Source organism: Lachnospiraceae bacterium JLR.KK002 (assembly GCA_036941025.1).
GTDB lineage: Bacteria > Bacillota > Clostridia > Lachnospirales > Lachnospiraceae > Petralouisia.
Genome location: JAYMNP010000001.1, coordinates 63,574 through 86,987, shown reverse-complemented (window position 1 = coordinate 86,987; position 23,414 = coordinate 63,574). Strand labels below are relative to the sequence as shown.

General features: G+C 46.5%; 24 protein-coding genes and 3 pseudogenes. 3 read left to right on the top strand and 24 right to left on the bottom strand.

Going from position 1 to position 23,414, the window contains the following annotated elements; genetic code table 11:
* Nucleotides 1-15: 15 nt before the first annotated feature.
* The 3 genes from VSQ32_00440 to VSQ32_00430 are packed head-to-tail and all read right to left on the bottom strand — an operon-like array spanning nt 16 to nt 3,562.
* Nucleotides 16-1,014, bottom strand: a complete 999-nt coding sequence (locus VSQ32_00440) for an ABC transporter permease (protein ID MEH2941360.1) — start codon at nt 1,012-1,014, stop codon at nt 16-18.
* The gene (locus VSQ32_00435; protein MEH2941359.1) at nt 1,011-2,030 is read right to left on the bottom strand and encodes an ABC transporter permease; all 1,020 of its coding nucleotides are present in this window, start codon (nt 2,028-2,030) and stop codon (nt 1,011-1,013) included. The genes VSQ32_00440 and VSQ32_00435 overlap by 4 nt, the downstream gene beginning before the upstream one ends.
* The gene (locus VSQ32_00430; GenBank protein MEH2941358.1) at nt 2,027-3,562 is read right to left on the bottom strand and encodes a sugar ABC transporter ATP-binding protein; all 1,536 of its coding nucleotides are present in this window, start codon (nt 3,560-3,562) and stop codon (nt 2,027-2,029) included. Before VSQ32_00430 ends, VSQ32_00435 begins: the two co-directional genes overlap by 4 nt.
* A gap of 368 nt (nt 3,563-3,930) precedes the next feature.
* Between VSQ32_00430 and VSQ32_00425 the strand changes: the two genes are divergently transcribed.
* From VSQ32_00425 to VSQ32_00415, 3 genes are all read left to right on the top strand, one after another.
* Nucleotides 3,931-4,878, top strand: coding sequence for a sugar-binding transcriptional regulator (locus VSQ32_00425; protein MEH2941357.1), 948 nt, complete (start codon nt 3,931-3,933; stop codon nt 4,876-4,878).
* An 89-nt stretch (nt 4,879-4,967) separates the two neighbouring features.
* The gene (gene lsrK, locus VSQ32_00420; GenBank protein ID MEH2941356.1) at nt 4,968-6,530 is read left to right on the top strand and encodes an autoinducer-2 kinase; all 1,563 of its coding nucleotides are present in this window, start codon (nt 4,968-4,970) and stop codon (nt 6,528-6,530) included.
* A 46-nt stretch (nt 6,531-6,576) separates the two neighbouring features.
* Nucleotides 6,577-6,915, top strand: a complete 339-nt coding sequence (locus VSQ32_00415) for a cupin domain-containing protein (GenBank protein MEH2941355.1) — start codon at nt 6,577-6,579, stop codon at nt 6,913-6,915.
* 267 nt (nt 6,916-7,182) lie between these two features.
* On the opposite strand, the gene VSQ32_00410 is transcribed toward VSQ32_00415, so the two are convergent.
* From VSQ32_00410 to VSQ32_00310, 21 genes and pseudogenes are all read right to left on the bottom strand, one after another.
* Entirely contained in the window at nt 7,183-8,865 is a 1,683-nt protein-coding gene (locus tag VSQ32_00410) for a S8 family peptidase (protein MEH2941354.1), read from the bottom strand.
* A 19-nt stretch (nt 8,866-8,884) separates the two neighbouring features.
* Nucleotides 8,885-10,456: an ATP-dependent Clp protease ATP-binding subunit ClpX gene (gene clpX, locus VSQ32_00405; protein ID MEH2941353.1), complete on the bottom strand. Its 1,572-nt coding sequence runs from the start codon at nt 10,454-10,456 to the stop codon at nt 8,885-8,887.
* A 106-nt stretch (nt 10,457-10,562) separates the two neighbouring features.
* Entirely contained in the window at nt 10,563-11,633 is a 1,071-nt protein-coding gene (locus tag VSQ32_00400; protein ID MEH2941352.1) for a hypothetical protein, read from the bottom strand.
* On the bottom strand, nt 11,626-13,041 hold the full coding sequence (locus VSQ32_00395; GenBank protein MEH2941351.1) for a HAMP domain-containing sensor histidine kinase: 1,416 nt from the start codon (nt 13,039-13,041) through the stop codon (nt 11,626-11,628). The genes VSQ32_00400 and VSQ32_00395 overlap by 8 nt, the downstream gene beginning before the upstream one ends.
* Nucleotides 13,042-13,045: 4 nt before the next feature.
* The gene (locus tag VSQ32_00390; protein MEH2941350.1) at nt 13,046-13,708 is read right to left on the bottom strand and encodes a response regulator transcription factor; all 663 of its coding nucleotides are present in this window, start codon (nt 13,706-13,708) and stop codon (nt 13,046-13,048) included.
* A gap of 216 nt (nt 13,709-13,924) precedes the next feature.
* On the bottom strand, nt 13,925-14,068 hold the full coding sequence (locus tag VSQ32_00385) for a hypothetical protein (protein MEH2941349.1): 144 nt from the start codon (nt 14,066-14,068) through the stop codon (nt 13,925-13,927).
* A gap of 265 nt (nt 14,069-14,333) precedes the next feature.
* Nucleotides 14,334-14,495 (bottom strand): annotated as a pseudogene (locus tag VSQ32_00380) (adenylate kinase).
* 78 nt (nt 14,496-14,573) lie between these two features.
* Entirely contained in the window at nt 14,574-15,062 is a 489-nt protein-coding gene (locus VSQ32_00375) for a VanZ family protein (protein MEH2941348.1), read from the bottom strand.
* Nucleotides 15,063-15,299: 237 nt separating this feature from the next.
* A pseudogene (locus VSQ32_00370) lies at nt 15,300-16,127 on the bottom strand (phosphoenolpyruvate-utilizing N-terminal domain-containing protein).
* Between the two features lie 121 nt (nt 16,128-16,248).
* Nucleotides 16,249-16,545 (bottom strand): annotated as a pseudogene (locus VSQ32_00365) (class II fructose-bisphosphate aldolase).
* Nucleotides 16,517-16,759 (bottom strand): hypothetical protein, encoded by a 243-nt coding sequence (locus VSQ32_00360; GenBank protein MEH2941347.1) that lies wholly within the window; start codon nt 16,757-16,759, stop codon nt 16,517-16,519. The pseudogene VSQ32_00365 and the gene VSQ32_00360 overlap by 29 nt, the downstream one beginning before the upstream one ends.
* Nucleotides 16,760-16,870: 111 nt before the next feature.
* Entirely contained in the window at nt 16,871-17,641 is a 771-nt protein-coding gene (locus VSQ32_00355; GenBank protein MEH2941346.1) for a hypothetical protein, read from the bottom strand.
* Nucleotides 17,622-18,050 (bottom strand): hypothetical protein, encoded by a 429-nt coding sequence (locus tag VSQ32_00350; protein ID MEH2941345.1) that lies wholly within the window; start codon nt 18,048-18,050, stop codon nt 17,622-17,624. The genes VSQ32_00355 and VSQ32_00350 overlap by 20 nt, the downstream gene beginning before the upstream one ends.
* Nucleotides 18,047-18,358 carry a hypothetical protein gene (locus VSQ32_00345; protein MEH2941344.1) on the bottom strand — a complete coding sequence of 104 codons (312 nt, stop codon included), beginning with the start codon at nt 18,356-18,358 and terminating at the stop codon, nt 18,047-18,049. Before VSQ32_00345 ends, VSQ32_00350 begins: the two co-directional genes overlap by 4 nt.
* A 50-nt stretch (nt 18,359-18,408) precedes the next feature.
* Nucleotides 18,409-18,600 carry an HAD hydrolase-like protein gene (locus VSQ32_00340; protein ID MEH2941343.1) on the bottom strand — a complete coding sequence of 64 codons (192 nt, stop codon included), beginning with the start codon at nt 18,598-18,600 and terminating at the stop codon, nt 18,409-18,411.
* A gap of 178 nt (nt 18,601-18,778) precedes the next feature.
* Nucleotides 18,779-19,288 (bottom strand): nitroreductase family protein, encoded by a 510-nt coding sequence (locus VSQ32_00335; protein ID MEH2941342.1) that lies wholly within the window; start codon nt 19,286-19,288, stop codon nt 18,779-18,781.
* A 1-nt stretch (nt 19,289) separates the two neighbouring features.
* Nucleotides 19,290-19,886, bottom strand: coding sequence for a hypothetical protein (locus VSQ32_00330; protein MEH2941341.1), 597 nt, complete (start codon nt 19,884-19,886; stop codon nt 19,290-19,292).
* On the bottom strand, nt 19,876-20,340 hold the full coding sequence (locus tag VSQ32_00325) for a DUF4869 domain-containing protein (GenBank protein MEH2941340.1): 465 nt from the start codon (nt 20,338-20,340) through the stop codon (nt 19,876-19,878). Before VSQ32_00325 ends, VSQ32_00330 begins: the two co-directional genes overlap by 11 nt.
* A 114-nt stretch (nt 20,341-20,454) precedes the next feature.
* Nucleotides 20,455-20,916 carry a GNAT family N-acetyltransferase gene (locus VSQ32_00320; GenBank protein MEH2941339.1) on the bottom strand — a complete coding sequence of 154 codons (462 nt, stop codon included), beginning with the start codon at nt 20,914-20,916 and terminating at the stop codon, nt 20,455-20,457.
* An 83-nt stretch (nt 20,917-20,999) separates the two neighbouring features.
* Nucleotides 21,000-22,481 carry an NAD(P)/FAD-dependent oxidoreductase gene (locus tag VSQ32_00315; GenBank protein ID MEH2941338.1) on the bottom strand — a complete coding sequence of 494 codons (1,482 nt, stop codon included), beginning with the start codon at nt 22,479-22,481 and terminating at the stop codon, nt 21,000-21,002.
* Nucleotides 22,482-22,507: 26 nt separating this feature from the next.
* Nucleotides 22,508-23,095, bottom strand: a complete 588-nt coding sequence (locus VSQ32_00310; GenBank protein ID MEH2941337.1) for a TetR/AcrR family transcriptional regulator — start codon at nt 23,093-23,095, stop codon at nt 22,508-22,510.
* Nucleotides 23,096-23,414: the final 319 nt, after the last annotated feature.

Genomic DNA, 23,414 nt, shown 5'->3' with positions numbered 1-23,414 from the left:
ATGCCATGAATAAACTTATGATTCCTTCTTCAGCTTTTTGAAAAATGCTGCTGTCTCCGGTCTGGATACAATGGCCCGGCCAATCACCACCACAAGAAGCAGAACGCCCACCGGGATATCCAGGTATTGGGTATTCACCCGGAAACAGAGGGAAAGGCCAAATCTTAAAATACCGATAACCAGTGCGGCCAGAGCAGTTCCAATTACGCTTCCCTTTCCGCCTGTACTGAGGGTGCCGCCCAGCACCACTGCGGTAATGATATTCAGCGTCAGGTTCGCACCCAGATCGCTCTTGGCAGTTCCCAGATAGGAAGTAAGCATAATTCCCGCCAGAGCCGCGCTGACTGCTGACAATACATAGGTACTTAAAATTACAAGCCTTGTATTGATACCGGAATATTCCGCCGCTTCCTGATTGATACCCACCAGGAAAATACTTCTCCCGTATTTCGTCCTGTGAAGCAGAATATAGGCGATAATAATCAATACAATAAATACCAGGAGCTGGCTGGGTATTACGCCAAACAGCTTGAACTTGGAAATAATTTTAAAACTGTCGGGAAATCCGCTGATTCCCTGATAAGCCTCCGAAGCGGAGAAATTGGATACCAGCAATGCAAAACCTGCATACAGGAAACTTCCGCCCAGCGTGACCACCATGGCCTGCACGCCGCAGTAGGCGATAAAGAATCCGGAAAGGGCTCCGCAAACTGCCGCTGCCACAATGGCAAGAATGGACGCCACCCAGATATTCATGCCTCCGTCCTGCCAGCCCACACCAATAATAATAGAAGTAAGGCCTACAATGGAAGCTGCCTGAATATCAATTCCTCCGGTAATCATAACAAAAGTTACGAACAGTGCAATAAAACATATGGCAATAAAGTCATTTACACTGGCAAACAACACTCTCGGCATCAAAAACTTGGGATTCTTTGCTCCAAATATGACAAATTCCAGAATCAGAATAATCAGAAGAAACATTTCCCAGCTTAAAAATTTCTTCGCCTTCATGCCTGTTCACCTCCTTTATTTCCCGATACATTTGCCGCTCTGGCTTTCAGACGCTCCCGTCTGATCCGCTCCGCCGCATTTCTCTGCATAAGGGCGTCCAGAACCACAATCGTAATCAGCATAACGCCGGTAATTGTATTATCATAATCAGAAGAAAATCCCATAAATACCAGAATACGGCTGACACTTGACATAATAACCGCGCCGATGGAAGCTCCGATGACGCTTCCCAGACCTCCGGAAAGACTGATACCTCCAATGACACAGGCTGCGATAGCCTTCATCTCATAACCGTTTCCTGCAATGGCTGTAATAAATCCGATACGTGAAGCATATAAAATACTTGCAACAGCCGCAAACACACCGCAGAGCACATAAGCTGTAATTTTCGTCCGTGTGGTGGGAATTCCAACCAGAAGAGCTCCTCCTTCATTGTCTCCCACTGCAATAAAATATTTTCCTTTTTTCGTTCTGGTCAGCAGTATATGTATGACAATCACCGCCAGAATCGTCACCGTATAAAACACCGTCAGATTTGCCAGCAGAGGTTTCGCCGCAAATGCGGTAAAGGGAGCCGGCAGGTTTTCCACCCAGGCGCCATTGGTATATACATAAATCAGTCCCCGCAGTATACCGTTGGTACCAAGGGTAAAAATCAGAGACGGAATCTTCAGAACCGCCACCCCGAAACCGTTAATCAGGCCGATAGCCGCGCCGATTAAAATTCCCACCGCAAAGCAGAACATCCAGTTATATCCGTCCCGCAGCAGAGAACCCACCACAGACGCGGTAAAGCCCAGATTCGCTCCCACGGAAACATCAATCTCGCCGATAAAAATGGCAAATGCCATACCCACTGCCAGCAGCGTGAACACCACGCTGTCATTAAAACAGGCCGCAATACTGGAAGGCGCCAGAAAGTTAATGTTAATGCAGCCCACAATGGCAAACAGTACGATTAAGAACAGCAGGCTGCTGAATTCTCTTGCCTTTGTGAGTTTTTTTATGTACTTCATGCTCCCACTCCTTTCTCCGTCTTAACGTCAAAAGCTGCTGCCATCAGATTATCCTGGTTGATATCCGCCTTCCGGAACTCTGCATTGATACGTCCCTGGAACACCGATACCACCCGGTCGGAAAGTTCCACAAGTTCTTCCATATCGGAAGAAATCAGAAGAACCGATACTCCCTGTTTCCGCAGGTGATGGATAATGGAATATACATCTCCTCTGGCTCCGGCGTCAATTCCGCGGGTAGGTTCATCCAGAATCACTACCTTAGGCCCGGTAGAAAGGCTTCGCCCGATTACAATTTTCTGCTGATTTCCGCCGGAAAGGCTTCCGGCAAGCTGTGTCTGCCCCGTTACCTTAATACGGAAATCATCTATGTATTTCTGAGTCACTTCTTTTTCTTTTTTCCGGTTCAGCAGGAATCTTCCCATGGACTTCTCCGATAACAGTGCGGAAGTGGTATTTCTGGCAACATCCGCAATCTTAAACAGCCCGTGGAGATGTCTGTCCTCCGGCACATAATTCAGTCCGGCTTCCAGCACCTTCCGGGTGGAAAGGCCTGTAATGTCTTTTCCGTCCAGGATTACTTTTCCGCCCAGCACTTCATCCATACCGAATATGGTTGTGGCAAGTTCGGTACGCCCCGCTCCTACCACGCCTGCCACTCCCAGTATTTCACCGGGATACAGCTTCAGGGAAATATTATTAAATCCATAGCCGCTGAAATCTCTGAGCTCCAGAACAGGATTCTGGTTCTTATAGTCAATCTCATGACCGGTCTCTTCTGCTTCTTCCTTCTCTTTCTCGCTGTCGGCAGGAAGCAGCCCCTTTACCAGGGCCTCCTTTGTAAATTCACTTACCTTGCCGCTGAGGGTGATGATACCGTCGCGCATAATGGCAACGCTGGTGGAAATCTCAAATACCTCCGCAAGCCTGTGGGTAATATAGATAATTCCGATTCCTCTGGAGCGCAGATCGTTCACGCATTTAAACAGGCTTTCCGCTTCATCAAAGGTAAGGGCGCTGGTAGGCTCATCCAGTATCAGTATCCGGGCCTGCCGAAGCAGCCCCCGCAGAATTTCCACAAGCTGCTGTTCCGCGATGGACAGGCTGCTGGCCTTGCGGTTCAAATCCATCTTCCAGCCTACTTCTTCCATCTGTGCAATCAGCCTTTTCCTGAGTTCCGCCGGCTTCTCCTCAAATCCGATAATGATATTCTGCTCCACTGTCATATTCGGAAACAGCATGGGTTCCTGCGGTACCATGTAGATTCCATTGGCAAGGGCAACGGAAGGTTTCGTAAGGTGTACCTGACTGCCTTTCATATAAATACAGCCTTCATCGGGCTGATAAATACCCATAATAATCTTCATCAGGGTACTCTTGCCTGCACCGTTTCCTCCTATTAAAGAAAGGACTTCCCCTTCCCGCAGCTTCATATTGATACCTTTCAGCACCTGATTCAGGCCAAAAGATTTATGTATATTCTGGATGGACAGCAGTACGTTCTTTTCTCCTGATGTTTCAGCGTTTTGCATTTCCTTTCCCCCATTCAAAATCAACATATGTTTGCTCTGTAATATTTTGTTTTATAATGTTTTATAGAATAATCATAAGTGCAATTTCATTATTTGTCAATACCTAAAACACCTTTTCCCCAATTTTCTTCTTTTTATTCCGAAATTATTGTGTATTTTTTCCAATAGATTTTCCTGGTTTTTTCTTTTCTTCTATCACAAATCCCATAAACCGTAAATTATATACGATTATTTTTCATATACACGTTGACTTTTCCCGTTCCTGTTGTTATACTGTTTTCATGATACATTTGATTTATACTTAAACATTTGTTATGCCTGATACTTTTCAGGCCCATATACTATTTTAATAAAGGAAACAGATGATTATGTACGATGCTATCACAGATTTTGAAGAAAATTTAATGATGAAGACAGCTTGGTATTACTATATGGAAAATATGACCCAGCAGGCCATTGCCGACCAGATGGGTATTTCCCGAATGCGGGTCATCCGTCTGCTGGAGAAAGCGCGCCAGACCGGAATTGTCCAGTTCCGGATTTCCTCCGCCCTGGACCGGCGCCATGAACTGGAAACCAGACTGATGGAAACATACCATCTGAAGGACTGTTATATCGTGCCCACCAACCCGGATGATTCCGCAGTCAACGACACCATCGCAAAGGCAGCTTCTATTTATATTGCCAACCATGTGTCTGATAACTGTTACATCAATTTCGGATACGGGGACACATCTTCCAGAACCATTGAATATCTGGCGCGGAATCTGGAAATGTCTGCTTCCTTTGTTTCCCTGACCGGAGGCGTTGGATATTACCTGCCCAATTCCGAGACCAATATTTTCAATGCGAAGCTGTACCTGATTCCGGCCCCTCTGATTATGTCTTCCAGAGAAATGGCGCAGGCCATGCGGGAGGAAAGTTCCGTAAAGGAAGTTACCAATATGATAAACCTGGCCAGCATGACTATCGTGGGAATCGGCGCCATGGACCAGAGGGCAACCATATTAAAATCTTCCATATTAAGCCACAATGATTTTCTCCTTCTGGATATGAAGGGAGCTGTGGGAGATCTGATCTGCCATTTCATTGACAAAAACGGCTGCCTGGTGGACACAGATATTGACTCCCGGCTGGTAAGCGTACCTCTGAGCACTCTGAACCGGCTGGAGAATGTCATCGGCGTATCTGCCGGAAAACATAAAGTGGCAGCCATCACCGCAGCCTTAAAGGGCGGCTATCTGGATATTCTGATTACGGATGAAAGCACTGCGGCACTGCTGTGTCAGGGACAGACGCCCCGGCAGAACCATTGAGGAAATGAGAAACAACACCCCGCCAGGCGGCAGAATCATGAACCTCAACATACTGCCTGGGGAGAATTAAATTTACAGGAGGTATTACCATGGGAAAATATTTAATGGCATTAGATGCCGGAACCGGCAGCGTCCGTGCCGTACTTTTTGATTTGGACGGAAATCAGCTGGGTGTTTCCCAGCAGGAATGGGAACACAGGGAAGACCCCCGTTTCCCCGGCTCCATGGACTTTGACTGGGTACATAACTGGGAACTGGCAAGAGGCTGTATTCAGAATGTTCTGGCAGAAACCGGAGCAGACCCCGGAGAAATCGCCGCAATTTCCACCACTTGTATGCGGGAGGGTATTCTGCTCTACGACAAAGATTACAATGAGCTCTGGGCCTGCGCCAACGTGGACGCCCGCTCCGACGACGAAGTGGTGGAACTGATTCAGAAATCACCGGAGCTGGAAAAGGAAATCTACCGGGTATCCGGCCAGACTTATGCACTGGGCGCTCTGCCCCGCATTCTCTGGGTCAAAAACAAAATGCCTGAAATCTATGAAAAAACTGCTTATGTGGGTATGTTCAATGACTGGCTGATTCTGAAACTTACGGGCGTTATGTCCATTGAACCCAGCAATGGCTCCACCACAGGCATTTTTGACCTGGCAACCAGAGACTGGGACACATCTATTATGGAAAAATGCGGACTGAAAACAGACATTTTCCCGCAGGTATACGAAAGCGGTACCGTAGTGGGTTCTGTCAGCGAAGAGGCCGCTGCACTGACCGGACTTGCACCGGGCACTCCGGTAGTGGCAGGCGGCGGCGACGCACAGCTTGGATGTATCGGCGTGGGACTGGTAGCTCCGGGCCAGGGCGCTGTATTCGGAGGCAGTTTCTGGCAGTTTGAATACAACACTTCCGTGGCCAAAACAGACGAAAAGTGCCGGGTACGCGTCAACTGTCATGCCCTTCCCAATCTCTGGCAGTATGAAGCGCTGGCCTTCTATCCCGGCCTGATTATGCGCTGGTACCGGGATTCCTTCTGCCAGCCGGAGAAAAAGCTGGCAGAAGAAACAGGCAGAGATACCTACGATTTGATGAATGAGGAAGCGGCAAAGATTCCTGCGGGCTGTTACGGCATGTTCTGCGCTTTCTCAGACGTGATGAACTATATTTCCTGGAAACATGCGGCCCCCACTTTCACCAATTTTGCACTGGATCCGGATAAATTCAACCGTTATACATTCTACCGGGCCATTATGGAGAACTCGGCGCTGGTGACCAGAGGAAACGTGGAACTTGTAGCTTCTGTGACAGGGGAATATCCCAAAGAGATTATCTTTGCTTCCGGAGCTTCCAAAAGTCCTCTCTGGTGTCAGATTGTCTCCGACGTACTGAATATCCCGGTACATGTGCCCAAAGTAAAAGAGGCAACAGCACTGGGCGCTGCCATCCTTGCAGGAAAAGGCGTTGGTATCTACACAGATATTGAGGAAACCGTACATAAAGTGGTTAAAATCGAAAAGACTTATCAGCCTGATCCGGAAAATGCCGGAGTTTACGCAGAGCTTTACAAAGACTGGCGTAAGGTTTATCAGGCGCAGCTTGACCTTGCAGATCAGAACCTTACCAGAAACATGTGGTCCGCCCCCGGCGTCTGAAACCGGAAAGCACCGCAGCATATATATATCATAAGGAGGAAAAAATATGTTTATTATTGATGAAAAAGACAGAGAATACCGTTTCGGAGACAGCGGCCCGAAATATCTGATGAAAGGCCCCCGTTCCAACTTTGCAGTGGTACAGTTCCAGCCCGGCCAGGATTTCAAAGCCCATTACCATAACATTATGGAAGAAAATTTCTATATTCTGGAGGGCAAAATTGATATCGAAGTGGATGGCGCCACCCATACTCTGAGTCAGGGCCAGATGATGCATATTGAGCCGAAAGAAGTGCATTATGTCATCAACCGTTACGACAAAACGGTAAAAATGATTTCCACTCTGGCGCCTTTCCAGGAATCTGACAAGGTGGAAGTGGACTGACAGGAAACCATATGTTTTAACACTTCATAGCAACATGGATATTTCCTGTAAGATAAAAAAGAATGCGCTTGTGCATTCTTCGCGCGCGAGCGGATTGTCTGGCAATAGATTTCCTCTCCGCGAGCTGCGCATCTTAGTTTTTATTCTATAGGAAGGCACTTTCACGCATTAGCGTGACAAGGCCTTTCCTATAGAATAAAAAACCGGGTGCTGCAAAACCCTCTTTACAGCACCCGGCTTTTAATTATGACACATCTCTGTTCTTCTTTAACGAATACGAAAATCCTCAAACGCCTGATAGAGATTCAGCAATCCCCAGCCAAATGCCTGGTCCGGATAAGTACGTTTGCTGTCTCTGGTAGCTCCCCGAATCAGCACATTTTTCATTTCCAGACTGGTAATTGTACTATAATTTCCGCGCACAATCCCCCATTCCAGCATTAACGCCACAGCTCCCGACGTAATGGCAGCCGCCACACTGGTTCCGTCCCTGGTGACAAACTGATTGCGCAGCCCCGCTCCAAGGACTCCCACACCCGGAGCCACAAAATCCGGTTTCACCCATCCATTCGAAGTAAATCCCCGGCCGGACTTCAGGTAAATACTGTTATCTCTGGCGTCGTAAGCCCCCACGCTGATGGGCACAATGGTTGTGGCCGAAACCGTCAGAGTCGTATCCGGATTGGAACGGACAAAAAATACATCCCCTGACAGAAGTTCCCGCATGGGCAGCCACATATGAAATATGCTGGCCATCTCCACCTCCGGCAGTACCCGTATATTCCACAGCCCCTGGGAAGGATGTGCAAAACGCATATAAATAATCTGGGCTCCGTCCAGAATTCCGGTAATCCTGTAATCTACCGTCACACTGGTATTCTCAAACAGAAAATCATACTCCCTGCCGCCGGACAGAATATACTCGCTGGGCATCCGTTCTCCGGTAGGAGAAATAATCTCCACAACAAACCGCTGGGGAGCCCGCGCCCACAGCTCCGCCACAAAGCCGTCCACGCCTTCTCCCACGCTGATTTCCACATTCTGGTACATCTGCCCGTTCTCCATCTCTCCCAGATAGTGGTGACGCTCATTTCCTTCATTTCCCGTGGCAGTTACAGCCATCCGGCCATTGCGCAGTGAAACGTGATTCAAAACGGAGGACAGGGGACTTGCCCCCGTATGGCTTCCCATATTGGTTCCCAGACCAAAACAGATAACCAGTGGCATATGGCGCTTCGCTGCAAGCTGGTCCAGATAGGCGATTCCCGCCATAATATCATTTTCCTGAAAGGCCTGTGCGTCTTCCGGGATAAAATAGAATTCCCGCAGGTATTCTTTGGCGGGCTTTAACTTTACCATCACAATTCTGGCATAAGGCGCCGCCCCGGTAAATTCCTCCTCCGGCACCGGGCTGCCCGCCGCGATACTGGCCAGAAAAGTCCCATGGCCTTCCGGGTCCGTCATGGGCACCACTTCTCTGGGATTTGCCGCCTGCAATGCCTCGTTAATCTGATTATCCTGATATTCGCTGCCATACAGGAACCCTTCCGGCCTGGTTCCGCTCCGGTCTGTCTGATCCCAGACCGCCGCAATCCTGGTACTTCCGTCGCTGTTGCGGAACACGGGATTTTCATAATCAATGCCCGTATCCAGAAATCCAATTAAAACACCCTGTCCCTTTAAGGACAGGGTCGGCTGATTCTGAATTCTTAAAATTCCGCTGGCCTCCAGAGCGCTCTCGTCCATAAGGGTATAGCATTTTGGAATCGAGGTATAATCATAATTCTGAATATTCAGCGGGGGATTTGTATTCCTCGGAATATAGGCCGCATCGTAGGCATCCGTGATTCTCTGTATGCATTCCCCGGCAGGCATTCCCCTCATCCGCAGCTCATATTCCATTATAAAATCGTAGTAATCATTTGAGTATACCGCTTCTTCACAGTCCATATGCTGCTCTTTTCTTTTTTTACATATGTATGTGACGTTTTTCCGGAATATTCAGGCATCCCCGCATACTGATCACCGGACCTCCTGTATTTTCCACATAATCTCTGGTAATGGTTACCACTCCGATGTTGTCATCCTTGGGAATCTCATACATGATATCCAGCATAAATTCCTCGATAATGGCCCGGAGCGCCCGCGCGCCCACATCTTTCTTTCTGGCTTTTCCGGCAATGGAGCGCAAAGCCTCTTCTTCAAATTCCAGCTTCACCTCGTCCATGGCCAGCAGCTTCTGATACTGTTTGACAATGGCATTCTTCGGCTCTGTCAGAATCCGCACCAGCATATCTTCGGTCAGAGCATCCAGCGCAAAAATAATCGGAAGACGTCCCAGAAACTCCGGTATCATCCCGTATTTGCGGATATCCTCCACTTCTACCCGATGCAGAAGATTCTCTTCCTTATCATATTTGTCCTTCAAATCCGCATGGAATCCCATGGCAGACTGTTTGTTCAGGCGTTCCTTAATAATATCCTCCAGATCCGGAAATGCACCGCCGCAGATAAACAGGATATTTTTGGTATTTACCGTGGCCAGAGGCACCATGGCATTCTTACTGTTGGCTCCCACCGGCACCTCAATCTCAGCCCCCTCCAGCAGTTTGAGCATTCCCTGCTGTACGCTCTCTCCGCTCACATCCCGCTGGTGGGTATTCTTTTTCTTGGCAATCTTGTCTATCTCGTCGATAAAAATAATTCCATGCTCCGCTTTCTCCACATCATTATCCGCAGCAGCCAGCAGCTTGGACACAACACTTTCAATGTCGTCTCCGATATACCCGGCCTCTGTGAGGGAAGTGGCGTCGGCGATGGCAAGAGGCACATCCAGCAGCTTCGCCAGGGTTTTTACCATATAGGTCTTGCCGCTTCCCGTGGGGCCCACCATAAGCATATTGGATTTCTCAATCTCCACACCGTCCAGATTGTCGCAGCCCACACGTTTATAATGATTGTAAACTGCCACGGACATGACCTTCTTGGCATGTTCCTGTCCCACCACATATTCATCGAGACTGGCCTTAATCCGGTGAGGCGCCGGAATGGATTTGATATCCAGCACCGGCTTTTCCTTCTTTTCTTCTTTTTTCTTCTTCTTTTTCAGTTTCTGGCTCCTGGGCATCATGTTCATACCCATATTCTGCAAATCCGACAGATTAATCATACTGATATTGGGCATGTTGCCAAAGCTGCTCATATCTCCCAGCGGAAATCCGCCATGATTCATGCTGTCAAAGGTTTTCTGCATACAGTCCGCACAGATACAGATTTCATTCGGTATCTTAATCATTTTCCCGGCCTTGCTCTCCGGCCGGTGGCAGATATAGCAGATATCTTCGTATTCGCTGTCCGGACTGCCTGTTTCGGAAACACTGTCCGGACTGCCTGTTTCGGAAGCGCTGTCCGAACTGTCCGTTTCGGAAGCCCCCTCTTTCACATCACCGCTGTCCGCAGGTTCCAGCTTTGTATATTCCTCTGTTTCTCCGGAATCCGAAACTACTTCCCGGAAATCTGTATCATCAAATTTATCCTTCATCCTGAAATCTCCTTTTTCTTTTCGAACTTTATCATCCGAAACATGACTTTATTATAAGCCAGGGAGTTCAATAGCACAACTGCTTTTTCAAAGGCTTTCGAAAAATTTAATATTCATAAAAATAATTGTAACCGCAGAAATCCTGTCTCACCGGGTCATAATAAATACCGATGGTATATTCTCCCTGCATCAGCAGCAGTATCATATCCTTTAATTCTACAATCTGATAGGAATAACCTTCCGTCTCTTCCGGTGCATCCGTCGACGACACAGCCCCGGTTTTCTCCACTTCGTATTCCGCATCTTTTGCCTTATTTTCATCATACAGCTCCGGACTATCATAAAATCCCCAGGCTTCCGTCAGATCTTTCAGTTCCCCGGGCATATGATCTGTTCCTGTTTTCTGCTCCAGAATATTATTCAGCCAGCGAAGCCCCTCCATATGTCCATTGACATAATCTCCATTTTTACTGTACATGGAAAAAAAATCCTGATTGCTCAGCAGCACCATATAATCAAAATACGCCGCCAGCTCCTTTTCGGATTCTTCCAGTGTTTTTACCAGCCTGTCTTTTCCCTTCTCCCACTGTTCCCTGTCCCGTTCTTCTTCCCTGGATTCCTGACAGATAAAACTTACGATATTCCACTCGCTGCAGGCAATCCGTACCTGATACTGCCTCTGGTTCAGTTCCAGCGTATCCCGGTAAAAATAAACGGAGCCCATGGGAGAATTTTCAGTCATAATCAGACTGTCTACGATTTTTTTCTGATTTTTCTGATAAACCTTCCATACATCCTCCGTCCGCACATGGCTCTCACAGGCTATCATCTGATACAGATACCAGTCAGCCCTCTCCCTGGTCTCTTCCGGACTTTCTCCATAATCCAGAAGTATCCGGTAAAAATCCGGATGAATCCCTGCAGAATCCTCTCCTTCCAGGTAGTGATTCCCCGCCGCAGTCTCATCCTCCGGGTAGTAATTCCAGGGAAACAGCTCAATATCTTCTTCAATCTTTCCATAAAAAATATTGGAACTGGTACTCTCATATTCCGCTTCTTCCAGAATCCGTTCTTTTTCCAGCACCTTTTTTCCGCTTTCTACAATTACGAGGTAACCGACTCCCAGGACAATTCCCGCACACAGAAGGGTCAGCGCCATGGATTTTATTTTAGCCATGTTCCCGGCCCCCTTTCATGGAAATCAGTACCTGCGTCCCTTCCCCCGGACAGCTCTTAAATTTCATGGTCCCCTGATGAAGGGATACAATTTCCTGACAGAGGGCCAGTCCCAGGCCTGCGCCGCCATTGGCCCGTCCCCGCACCTTATCTACCATATAAAATGCCTGGGTAATCTTTTCAATTTCTTCCTGTGGTATTCCCACTCCCTGGTCCGACACCTGAATCAGGAACTGTTCTCCCTCAAAGCGGCCCGTTACCTGGATGCGGCCTCCTTCTCCGGAGGCCTTCACCGCATTGTCCACCAAGTTATAAAGAAGGGATTTCATCAGCTCCCGGTCTGCCCACAGCGTACCCGGCTCTGATTCGCACACCAGCTCCATCTTCCGATGTTCCGTTATGACTTTCAGAGAGGTTCCGATTTCCTGAAACAACTGCTGCATGTCCTCCTGCTGCATGTCCAGATTGGTCTCTCCCACGGTAATCAGCTCCATGAGTTTTCCGGAAAGGGTACGCATACGGGTGGCTTCCGCTTTGATAATTCCGGCATATTCGATACGGTTTTCTTCGGTAATATCTTTTTTTATCTGAAGCAAATCGGAAAATCCCAGTATGGAAGTGAGAGGCGTTTTCATTTCATGGGAGAGATTGTCAATAAAGTGTTTCCTGTCCTCCGCCACATGTTCCAGCGCACGCACATTGGTTTCCACAGCTTCCGCCATACAGTTCATATTGCGGGCCAGCTCGGAAAGCTCGTCTTTTCCTTTTTCAGGAATGCGTTTCTGATAGCTTCCCTGGGCAATGGCTCTGGTTCCCTCATTTATTTTTTTCAGAGGATGGAGCAGCATTTTCACCACAACCAGCAGAATCAGAGCAATCACCATGGCGCACACCATACTGATGGCCTGTATCTGCCACAGCATATTTTCATGGATTTCCATAACGTCAGAAATATCGTGTTCCGTAACCACATAGTAAGTCTTGCCTTCCATGCTCTCGGAAGACGCCGTATAGAGGCGGTCTCCCTCTACCTGCATATAGCTTTTCCCCGTATTCTGTACGGCTTTCGTCAGCTCTCCCGGCGGCTCCATGTCCCGGTTGGCATATACTTTCTCATTCCGGGCATTGCAGAACATAATGCCGCTGCCTTCGGTATTTTTGCCAAAGGTGCTCTCCATAAATTTTTTCAGTTTCTTTTCTTCCAGCACAATGGCGTTTTCTTTCAGGCGTTCCGTAATCATCATGCTCTTGAAACTGGTTACCAGAAATTCATGCTCGCTGTACACGCTTTGCTTTTTCTGATTCAATGCATAAGAAAAACTGTTTTTCAACAGCAAAATACTGGTCATGCTTACCGCCAGCATAACCAGTATCAGAGTATACAGAAAAACTTTCTGCCACAGCTTCATCCCGTCACTCCTTTGCACTTTCCAGCCGGTATCCCAGCTTGGGAATGGTCACCAGCCTGTCTCTCAGATTCAGTTTCTTGCGGAGCTGCTGGATATGGATGTCAATGGTCCGTGTCTCTCCTTCATATTCAAAGCCCCAGACTGCCGCCAGCAGGCGGTCGCGGGAAATGGCCACATCCTTATGCTGAATAAAAAACACAAGGACTTCAAATTCCTTGGGCGTCAGACAAACTTCCTCTCCGCCGCATTTGCAGGTATGTTCCTCCACATTCACGGAAATGTCTCCGTAGGAATATGTGGTCTCGGTCCGTTTTACCCTGCGCAGAATCACTTCAATTCTGGCCAGCAGCTCCATGGCTTCAAAGGGCTTCACAATATAATCTTCCGCTCCCAGCCGCAGCCCTTTTACCTTATCCGTCAGCTCCTGTCTGGCAGTAATAAAAATCACCGGAGTATCCGTACTGGTGCGTTTCTGTATAATTTCAAATCCGCTCATATCCGGAAGCATCACATCCAGCAGTATCAGGTCGTATCCGCCCCGCTCTATTTTCTCAAAAGCCTCCGCACCGTTGCCGCACACAATCCCCTCATATCCGCCGATTGCCACCGTTGCTTCCATCAGCTTTGCTATATTTGCGTCATCTTCCACAATGAGTATTTTTATCATCTTTTATCCGGTCCTTCCCTGGTCTGCCATACGTACCGGTGCCTGGCCGCCAGCGTTTCGCTGTCCGGGCACACTTCGGCTTATATCATATCCGCTGCTATTATATCGGATATCCGGCAGAAAGTATGCAGGAAAATGTAAGAAAAATGTAAACTTTAACATGAGGAGGGGCCCTGATGTTTTTATCCGGCCCACGCCTGCCTTGAGGAGGGACCCTTATAAATCAATATTTATCTCATACTTATCATCAATAAGCACATAATTTACATGATACTTCTGAGCAGATTCTAAAAATTTTCTATTATCTTCCAGGACATGTTCCATCGTACACCATGCATCGTCCGGACGTGTTTCTACCACATCCGCATATCTTTTTATACTGGAAAAATGGTTTCTTATATAGCGTTCGCTCAATACAAGGCAATAGTCTGTTCTCCAGGGCTGTTTTAATCATTTCCCGAACAATGGGCCACAAATAATCTGTAAGTTTATCGTAACAGTTCAGACAGGTCTGCGCACCTGCTGCGCTGAGCGTGAGAATATAATTCAGGAGAGCAAAAATCCCATTGCGAAGCAATTTTAAATGGATTTTTGCATGTAACAGGGCAGCTTGTCTGAACTGTTACAGTTTATCATCATCTTCCGGGGTAAGTTCCGTATAGCCGCTTCGGATAAGCCCCATTTTCAGATGGTCTGTGGATAAATACGGGTATTTATATTTTTCAGGCAGTTTTTGAGCCAGTGCGGTCTTGCCCGTGTGTGAGGCTCCTGTTATCAATATAATCATTGTTTTCTCCTCTTTGACGCGCCGGGCATGGTCGCTTCAGCGACATTATTCTATTCATGCGAATGCGCATAATTGTTTTTATCTCATAGGAAATCTATATTCTTTAGCACTTCGCAGTAACACGATATTTCCTGTAAGATAAAAAAGTAACCCCGCCAGACTGCCGGCGCTGTCAATACACACATCCGCAAACCTGCCGGCCCGGCCCGGTACAAATATCTGATGAAATTCATCGGAAGCCGCATAGCACACCGCCAGCCCCAGCGCCAGCAGAATTTTTTTCCTGTTGCTGAAATCATAGCATTCCAGATGGAGTATCAGCAGAATGGCCAGCAGCGCATACTCGCTCATATGGGCTCCTTTGCGAATGACGAACTGCATACTTTCCGCCTGTTTTACAAGTTCTTCTTCTGTTTTTTCCTGTCTCAGCAGACGATTCTTAAGCTCTGCAATCCGGTAAGACACGGACTGGCTGGTCTGAGAAGATTCTGTTGCGTCCTGGGCAGAAAAAGCAAAGATAATGACCATCCATGCAAGAACCAGAGCTCCCGTTACATATTTTTTCATGAGGTGATTCTCCTTTCCCCCTGTGTGATTATCAGGCAATTGCAAAACGCTTCAATTGTCAAAATTTCTGAATTGTACATGAAATCAGTATAATTACTGAGTTTCGCAATTGTCTGTGTGTGATTATCTGAAAGAATGCCTTCAGGGTTCTTCTTCAGTGCATATCATATCACATCAGCCGGATTATTTAAAGCGTGCTTTCAGCAAAGGGCCGGATTCTCCGGTTGAATTCTCATGGGCTTTATTTTCCAGTACATATCCCACATCGCCCACACTTCCGATATTGGCATAAATATTGATTTTATGTCCGTCCCTGGTAATATTTTCCTTCCCCTTCAGTGTCTGCAGAAACTGCAGCTCCTCCTGAATCCTTTTTTCTGCCTGGGCGCAGATTTCTTCCGTCGGCTCCAGAATAATTTCTCCGCCAAATCCATCCACAACTGCTTTCATGCCCGTATGCACTTCCTCCAGATTCAGATTCACTCCAATCAGGGCCGGAATATTCATCATCCTCGCAAGAATTGCCGTATGGGAGTTGGCAGAGCCATGAACCGTCACCAGGGCAAGCATTTTGCTTTTATCCATCTGTACCGTTTCACTGGGGCTTAAATCATCCGCCACAATAACAGAAGGCTCCATATCTGCAAAATCCACATCTTCCTGACCGGACAGAATCCGCACCAGACGGTTGGAAACGTCCTTTACGTCCGCAGCCCTTGCCTTCATATAATCGTCGTCCATACTGGCAAACATTTCGGAAAAATTATCTCCTGTCATGGTCACCGCGTATTCTGCATTTACCAGTTCATTCCGTATCACATCTTCCAGCATCATCTGATGTACTTCAAATATAGCGGCGCTGGCTTCTCCCACTTCTTTTACAGCCTTTTCACAGAGTTGCCGAAGCTGTTTCTGTGCCTCCTGTCCGGCTTTTCCCATACGGAAAATTTCCGCGTCTGCATCCGTAACCTTTTTTCGCTTCACCTGCTGTCCTTCTTTTTTCAAAACAGCCACAGGGCCAGGGACAATTCCTTTGTAAACTGCTTTTCCTGATATTTTTATCATATTCTTTCGGCCTCCTTTGGCAATACCAACCCCCATGGAAATCCTGCGCAAACTGCCCGGCCTTCCATGGATTCCCAGTTCGTCTTTGATTGTATAAGAAAATTTTTTCATCCTTTGCCTCCTATGCTTTTCCCACGCTTCCACACACTTCCATCTTGCTCATCACATATTTCTTCACTTCTTCCCGGCCCTGAGCATTGTATTTCTTGGGGTCAATGGTATCCGGCTTTTCACCCAGCACCTGATTTACCCCTCTGGTAAACGCAATCCTTAAGTCTGTCGCGTAATTCACCTTGCAGATTCCTCTGCGGATACATTCTTTTACCGCCTCGTCCGGCACGCCGGAGGTTCCGTGAAGCACCAGGGGAATCTCAACCACTTTCCGAATCTCACTCAGATGTTCCACATCCAGTTTGGGGCTTCAGCGCTTCTCCGCTGGTATCCAGAATCACCTGTTTTCCGGCTTCTTTTGCCAGCAGAATCATGTTACGGTAAATATCCCCGGACATTCCCTGGGGCATGCTGCCCGACATGGTAACAACGGAACTGTCTTTTATCATTTCCGGAAATTCCGCCAGAAATCCTGTTTCTTCTTCCTCTGTAATCTGACACCCCGGTTCCAGATATTCCATGGAACCAAAAAAAACAGTCAGGATTCCTGCAGATTTTGTGCAAAAAAAGAGAACGGTTGAAATGGTTTCCCACGTATGGAAATCTTTTCAACCATTCTGTCCTGACTCTCCTTATTCCATTACTTCGTATTCGTATTCTTCAATAACTCCGGCCGCTTCCTCCGGGGTGCTGCACCGGTGCAGCTTTTCCTTAAATTCTGCCCGCTCCAGCAGTTTCTGACCGGACTGGCGGACTGCCTCTCTCCAGTCTCTGCAGTCCACATCCAGCAGAATATGAGAGGGCGGCAGCAGATGGTGCAGATAAGGGGCAAAGATTTCCGCATCTGCTTCCGCAGACTGGTGAAAATACTCTCTTACCGCTTTCCTGATTTTTTTCATCAAAGCAGGAGCTGCTTCCGGAACTGCTTCCTGGACAATGGGTGAAATCCGCTCAAGCATTCCCTTTGCCTTTATCTCGCTTTCATCAATTCTGACAGGAAGATGGCGGCTGCTTCGCAGAGCGTCAATTTTATTTCCCACACAGATATAATCTTCATCATTCAGCAACGGTGAGACAATCACGTAATCCAGCCGGCAACCTTCCAGCGGAACGGTACTGATAATAAAATCCGCCTTACCAGGCTCCAGATTTCCAGCTTCATGGGAAGATACAATATCCACAATCTGGAAATTAAAATGGGTTTTCAGTTTTTCCAGTAAAAGCCGGGAAGTACCGATTCCGGCATGGCAGGCCACAATCACATGAAAGGCGATTTTTTTGTTTTTTCTACGCTCCAGTGCGGCGCAGACATGGATACTGACATATTCCAGATCTTTATCTGACAGCTCCCGGTTCCCGTATCCTTTCAGAATATTTCTTTTCTTAATGACTGCTTCCGCCACATTTCCATTCTCCTTCAGGATTTTCCGGATAACTGACGTTTTTTTCCTGAAACACAGACGCCAGATGATTGGACAGATTTTCAAAAAAATCATAATCATCGTTCAGGTTTATGCCCAGATCTTCCGATATCTTCTCAATAAACTGGCGGGTCACCATCTGAATCACATCCTTCCGGACTGATTTGTTTTTCAGATATCTGGCGGAGGAAAGCGTAACATACTCTGAAGAACTGACCAGAATAGAAGCCGCTATTCTCACCCGTTCTTCCCTGGACAGCTTATAATCGTAAAAATCCCTGTCTTCTGTTAAATGAAGGGCCTGCTCAAAATCTTCCCCGCCGGAAACCACGCCGCTTTTTATATTCAGCCGGCACAGTCTGTAAATCACGGATACCATTCTTTTGTTCATTTCATCCCGCAATCCTTTCCCTGCAGCAACTGTCTGACTGCTGCCGGCAGCTCTGACGGTTTTGCAATCACCACAGCCGCCTGCTGTATTTCTTCCGGCGCATATCCGTATGCGCAGCCAATCAGAGGAATTCCATTTTCTTCCGCTGCCTGAAGGTCAAATTTCCGTTCTCCTGCCAGACATGCACGCACCGGTTTTATTTTTTCCAGCAGATTTTTTAACACCTCTGCCTTGTTCCTGCCCATCTCCAGTGAAGCTATCACATCAAAATACTCCCGAACCTGAATTGCCTGTAATACATGCCCAATATGCTCCGGAAAATTATTTGAACATATGGCCAGTTGAAAGCCTTCGGATTTCAGTTCTTCTTCCCCAATGTTCCGAAAAATTTTCGGATAATCAGTTCCGGACTTAATCCGATACAGGAAATGATTTCCTGAGCCGACACCTGTTTTCCCCTGTTTGCCAGGGCTGTCTGACAGGCTTCCACCGCATAGGGAGCTGTCTGATTCAAGGTTCCGTCAATATCAAAGATTACATATTTTTCCATTCTGATCTTTCCTTCCATTTCTGCATCTCTGGCAGATTTTTGTATCATCATACCACAGCAGCCCGTTGGAAAAAAGTATAATTCTTTTCCGAAAATATTGCAAAAATTTCCGGATATCATTCTGAAACCGGTGGAAGCATCTTCTGTTTTTGTCAGAATCAGCCCGGATTATCCCGTATCATTCCTTCCGGAAATCTTTCAGATACACTTCCATGGAGCGATTCATTTCCACAGAAAATTCACTTTCATATTTCCGGTTCCAGAATGCTTCCATCCAGGATTCATAGTCCCGGTTTCCCGTTTTTCCGGAAAACATAGCGCGGATACTTTCACTGTCTTTATCCTGATAAGCATTTTCACAGACCATATCGGAAAGGGCAAACCGCTCCGGCTTTTCCCGTTCTTTCTGCTGGCTGACAGGCCGCCCGAATACAAGCATACAGGCAGGATACACATAAGCCGGAAGGGACAGAAGCTCCTTCATTTCTTCCGCGCACTCCATCACATCTCCAATATAGCAGGAGCCGATGCCAAGGCTTTCCGCTGCCGTCACCCCATTCTGAGCCGCAATCACCGCATCCTCCACTGCCAGAAGCAAATCCCCCGGCCCCGGCTTTCTGGGTTCCAGCCCTGCCTCCCGGTAAAAGGACAGCCATTTCCGGCAGTCCGCACAGAAAATCAGTACCATTTTAGCTTTCGCAATAAAGGGCTGATGGTCGCAGAGTTCCGCCAGCGTTTCCTTCCTTACAAATTGCTTCGAACATTTCATAACCGGCGTTGGAATCTTCCGTAAGAATAACGGACAATTCCGGTATTCTTTTCACATTTATTTCCGGATATACCTGGTGCATGGAATTATAAACCTGTCTGGTATTCTGATAATACCCGCTGTTCTTCAGATAATAAATCTCATGGACGCTATATGGCAGCATATTCAGACTATCTCTTGTGATAAATACAAAGTAACAGCCGGAAGCCAGCACTGCTTCTGCAAAAGATTTCGAATATAAAAATCTTTCCTGCTCATCTACAAATACCACTGTTTCTTTCAGCAGCTGTAATCGTAATACCGCACTTTCGGCATCTCCTGACAAAACCGCACACTTCCTGTCACAAATCACTTCTGTTCCCGGCCCCGTTCTGCCGGAAAGATAATCACTTATTATCTGTATCAGAGTTGTTTTTCCACTTGCACTGTTTCCCTGAATCACCGTGATATTTCTGCGCAGGTTGAGTTCATAACGAAGTTTTTTCGTAGATACCACTACTCTTATATTACCCTTCAAAAATTTCCACCTCCTGAAATTCCTTTAAGAATTCTTCATAACTGTGAATTACATTTCCACTGTTTTTGACAGAAATTTCAAAAGGCTCTTCAAATTCCATTTCATACCCCAGTCTCACGGTAATATCCTGTCTCTTCCCAATTTCCAGTATCCATTTCGCACAATTATTTCCACAGGCAGAAGCATTAACAATAAGCGTGGGTTCCTTATACATAATAATAAGTGCTTTCACACCTCCCGACAATCGTTCGGGCGCAATGATTCCAAGTACCGGACTGTCAATAGAATACGCTGATATTACTGTTGAATCATCTACATCCCGAACCATTTCTTTTACCAGTTCATCTTCAAACCATTCTTCTTCATAATTATATTTAAACCATGTATCCGGACTGAACACATAATTCGTATTTTCTATATCTTTTGACCCTCTGTTAAAAATAATACTCAGCATATGACTTATCCTCCCTGTATTTTCCTGTCTGTTCCCATCATACTATATCTTCCGCAGGGAAAAAAGCCCGTTTCATTTACCGATATCCATACCGTTTTCTCCCCGGCCGAGGCCTTATAACAGCTCCATATTTATGGATTTCACAGTAAATCCGCAATTTTCATACATATGAAAAGCCGCTTTATTTTTCCCGTTCACCTGCAGCTCAATCCCGTCATATTCCTTCTGCTTTTTCAGTTCTTTCAGAAACTCAAAAAAAGCATGTCCAATCCCTTTCCCGCGGTAATTTTCATCCACTGCCATGGAATCAATGAAAATAACACTTCTGGCCACCTGATTTGGACCTTCGACATGTCGGTACATAATAAATAAAATTCCCGCCACAATTCCCTCATATTCCGCAACGAAAAATGTTTCATCCTTCACTGCCTGTTCAAATACGTCAGCAGGCAGCACCGTGTCACTGTATCTGTAAATATCCGGCCGCCAGTCAATATGCATTTGCTGCACCTGCTTCATAATGGCTTCCACCGCTCCATATTCTTCCGGTTTTGCATTTCTGATATGAATTTTCATCGTTCTTCAGACCTCCTCATACATATTATACTACGCTATTCGTAGCTATTTTACATTCTGCACCAGTTAATAAAGTTTTCCCATCATTTTTTATCTTTCCGAACAATCCGCCACACAGCGAACTTTCCTGCTGTTACTGCTACCGGAAGTCCGCCCGGCGCCATAACCCACTGGCTGGCAATATACAGATTTTTTATCCCTTTTATGATTCCTTTCACACGAAAAGACTTTACGCCTTTTTTCGTAATGAATCCCATATATGCTCCATGATATGCATTACAGTACCGTTCGTAAGTAATGGGTGTCCAGCAGTCAAGAAATTCCATGTGCCCCTGCAGGCCGGGGAACTGTGTCAGCAATCGTTTCTCAATTGCCCTTACTGTCTCCTTTTTCTGTCTCTCATATTCCTTCCCTTCCAGTCCTTTCCAGTAAAAGTATTCCTTATCGAATTGTGGAACATTTACCTGGAGTACCATTTTTCCTGTGGGAGCAAATCCAGGTTCATACTCGTAACTTTTCACCGAAATTCTCTCCACTTTCTTTCCCCCGGTTTCAAAAGGAGCGCAGTCGAAGAAAACAGTTCCTTTCCCGTCATATGCCTCCCGGTCAGCCACAAATGCCGCCTGAACAGCAGTGAAAAGAGGATATTTGTCATTATCTGCATAACAGGACCGCCATTTTGCATCCATATACTTTTTCCCGACTAAATTGCCGAACATTTCCATCGTATCCACGGATGAGATAACATAATCTGCCAGCACTGTTTTCCCGTCTGCCTTTTCAATCCCGATTGCTTTTTTATTTTTTATCAGAATCCGTAAAACCGGTTCATTACAGTATAAATTTCCTCCAAGCTCCTGAAATCGCTTCACCATACGCTGCACCATTGCCAGAGAACCGCCCATCGGTATTTCACCATTACCGGATATAATACTGGCATAAGAAACGAGAAAAGAACTTGCAACATATTCTTTGGGCAGATAATCTGTAAACAGTGCCTTCAGTGCAGGATGTTTAAACCGCCTGGACATTTCTTCCAGATCAATGGAACCGTATTCCTTCATCACCTTTGGCATATCCGCCATGGAAGCTCCCATATGGATATAATCAGTAATCCCCATAGCATCCAGAGGCTTCTCAGCTGGCATTTCACATTCCGCTGCGTATTTCACATGCTTCACAAATTTTTTTATTTCCGTTTCATCTTCAGGGGACAACTGGAGAAGTTCTGCCTTCGTCCTTTCTAAATCCTTCCACAGTGTTACCTGAAAACCTCCCCGGATACTTGTATAAAAGCAGTCGCAGTCTGCAAATTCCGTATGCTCATCCAGGGCTCCCACTGTTTCCCATACTTTCCGGAGAGACGTCCCTTTTTTAGTTCCGGTAAGCCAATGAATACAGTTATCAATATGGCAGCCTTTCCGGTTCCACCCCATACACTGGCCGCCGGCAATGGGATTTTTCTCATAAATATCCACGTCATAACCTGCCAGTCTGCCATAAATTCCTGCCGACAATCCGGCAATGCCGCCGCCTGCGATTACAATTTTTCTGTTTTCACTCATCATTTTCCTCCATAAATAAACGATTTTCACTCAATTGCTTCTGAATCGTTTTGCAGCATACCCACTATCCACTCCGGTTCCGGCAGGGGAATTTCCGGATGCAGCGCACACTGTTCCATGATTCCGTGTATCGCACACCAGTACATATTTGACAGCGACATGACGTTTCCTTTCCGAATGCTTCCATCTTTCTGTCCTGCTTCCACCCAGTTCTGGCAAAATGCAATAGTATCGACCGAAGCGGCCAGCCGACGAAGTTTCTCCGGTATATCTTCCGCCCACGCCACATGTCCCATAAATACGAACATTTTCGCAATAAAAGGATTTTTTTCGGTCTGCAGAAACAATAGTTTCGTAAATTGATAAAAAAAATCCAGACCATTTTCTGCCCTGACCTGCATGGGCATACGCATCCCTTCCAGTCCGATATTTACCAGCTCTTCTAACAGAATTTCCTTTGTTGGAAAATAATGAAACAGCAACCCTTCACTAATCCCCGCCCGCCTGGATATCTGGCTTGTTTTGGTTCCGTAATATCCCCGTTCCACGAATAAATCCAGGGTAGCCTGAATAATCTGTACTTTTCTGGCTTCCTTTTGTTCCTTCCTTGTCATATAACATCTCCTCCGGTAAATAAACACAGCTTAACATTAGCATAGTCAGCGAAAAATTTACAGAGTGATTTACTCAATGAAATTTCTGCCTGTCATAAAATATTTTCTCACAAAATTTCCTGTATCCTGGCCTCCTGCGCCTTCTTGACATTTTTTCAAAAATATGCCATACTGACACCATAAAACTCCTGCTGTCCCTTACGGGAACATCAGGAGCGTGGATTTTTAAGGAACCGCCTTTTTCGCCACACAATTACATTCGTAGTTGTGTGGTTTTTTTCTATTCAAAAGGAAATTATTTCCGGTAATTGCGAAACTG

What these genes read in the sequence shown, in the direction of transcription:
- VSQ32_00340 (MEH2941343.1), bottom strand. Translation starts at nt 18,600, where the DNA reads ATGGAAAAATATGTAATCTTTGATATTGACGGAACCTTGAATCAGACA.
- VSQ32_00310 (MEH2941337.1), bottom strand. Translation starts at nt 23,095, where the DNA reads ATGACAAGGAAGGAACAAAAGGAAGCCAGAAAAGTACAGATTATTCAG.
- VSQ32_00400 (MEH2941352.1), bottom strand. Translation starts at nt 11,633, where the DNA reads ATGGCTAAAATAAAATCCATGGCGCTGACCCTTCTGTGTGCGGGAATT.
- VSQ32_00415 (MEH2941355.1), top strand. Translation starts at nt 6,577, where the DNA reads ATGTTTATTATTGATGAAAAAGACAGAGAATACCGTTTCGGAGACAGC.
- VSQ32_00390 (MEH2941350.1), bottom strand. Translation starts at nt 13,708, where the DNA reads ATGATAAAAATACTCATTGTGGAAGATGACGCAAATATAGCAAAGCTG.
- VSQ32_00315 (MEH2941338.1), bottom strand. Translation starts at nt 22,481, where the DNA reads ATGAGTGAAAACAGAAAAATTGTAATCGCAGGCGGCGGCATTGCCGGA.
- VSQ32_00350 (MEH2941345.1), bottom strand. Translation starts at nt 18,050, where the DNA reads ATGAACAAAAGAATGGTATCCGTGATTTACAGACTGTGCCGGCTGAAT.
- VSQ32_00320 (MEH2941339.1), bottom strand. Translation starts at nt 20,916, where the DNA reads ATGAAAATTCATATCAGAAATGCAAAACCGGAAGAATATGGAGCGGTG.
- VSQ32_00410 (MEH2941354.1), bottom strand. Translation starts at nt 8,865, where the DNA reads ATGGACTGTGAAGAAGCGGTATACTCAAATGATTACTACGATTTTATA.
- VSQ32_00375 (MEH2941348.1), bottom strand. Translation starts at nt 15,062, where the DNA reads ATGAAAAAATATGTAACGGGAGCTCTGGTTCTTGCATGGATGGTCATT.
- VSQ32_00360 (MEH2941347.1), bottom strand. Translation starts at nt 16,759, where the DNA reads ATGGAATATCTGGAACCGGGGTGTCAGATTACAGAGGAAGAAGAAACA.
- VSQ32_00425 (MEH2941357.1), top strand. Translation starts at nt 3,931, where the DNA reads ATGTACGATGCTATCACAGATTTTGAAGAAAATTTAATGATGAAGACA.
- lsrK (MEH2941356.1), top strand. Translation starts at nt 4,968, where the DNA reads ATGGGAAAATATTTAATGGCATTAGATGCCGGAACCGGCAGCGTCCGT.
- VSQ32_00435 (MEH2941359.1), bottom strand. Translation starts at nt 2,030, where the DNA reads ATGAAGTACATAAAAAAACTCACAAAGGCAAGAGAATTCAGCAGCCTG.
- VSQ32_00430 (MEH2941358.1), bottom strand. Translation starts at nt 3,562, where the DNA reads ATGCAAAACGCTGAAACATCAGGAGAAAAGAACGTACTGCTGTCCATC.
- VSQ32_00325 (MEH2941340.1), bottom strand. Translation starts at nt 20,340, where the DNA reads ATGCTGAGTATTATTTTTAACAGAGGGTCAAAAGATATAGAAAATACG.
- VSQ32_00395 (MEH2941351.1), bottom strand. Translation starts at nt 13,041, where the DNA reads ATGAAGCTGTGGCAGAAAGTTTTTCTGTATACTCTGATACTGGTTATG.
- VSQ32_00440 (MEH2941360.1), bottom strand. Translation starts at nt 1,014, where the DNA reads ATGAAGGCGAAGAAATTTTTAAGCTGGGAAATGTTTCTTCTGATTATT.
- VSQ32_00335 (MEH2941342.1), bottom strand. Translation starts at nt 19,288, where the DNA reads ATGGTACTGATTTTCTGTGCGGACTGCCGGAAATGGCTGTCCTTTTAC.
- clpX (MEH2941353.1), bottom strand. Translation starts at nt 10,456, where the DNA reads ATGAAGGATAAATTTGATGATACAGATTTCCGGGAAGTAGTTTCGGAT.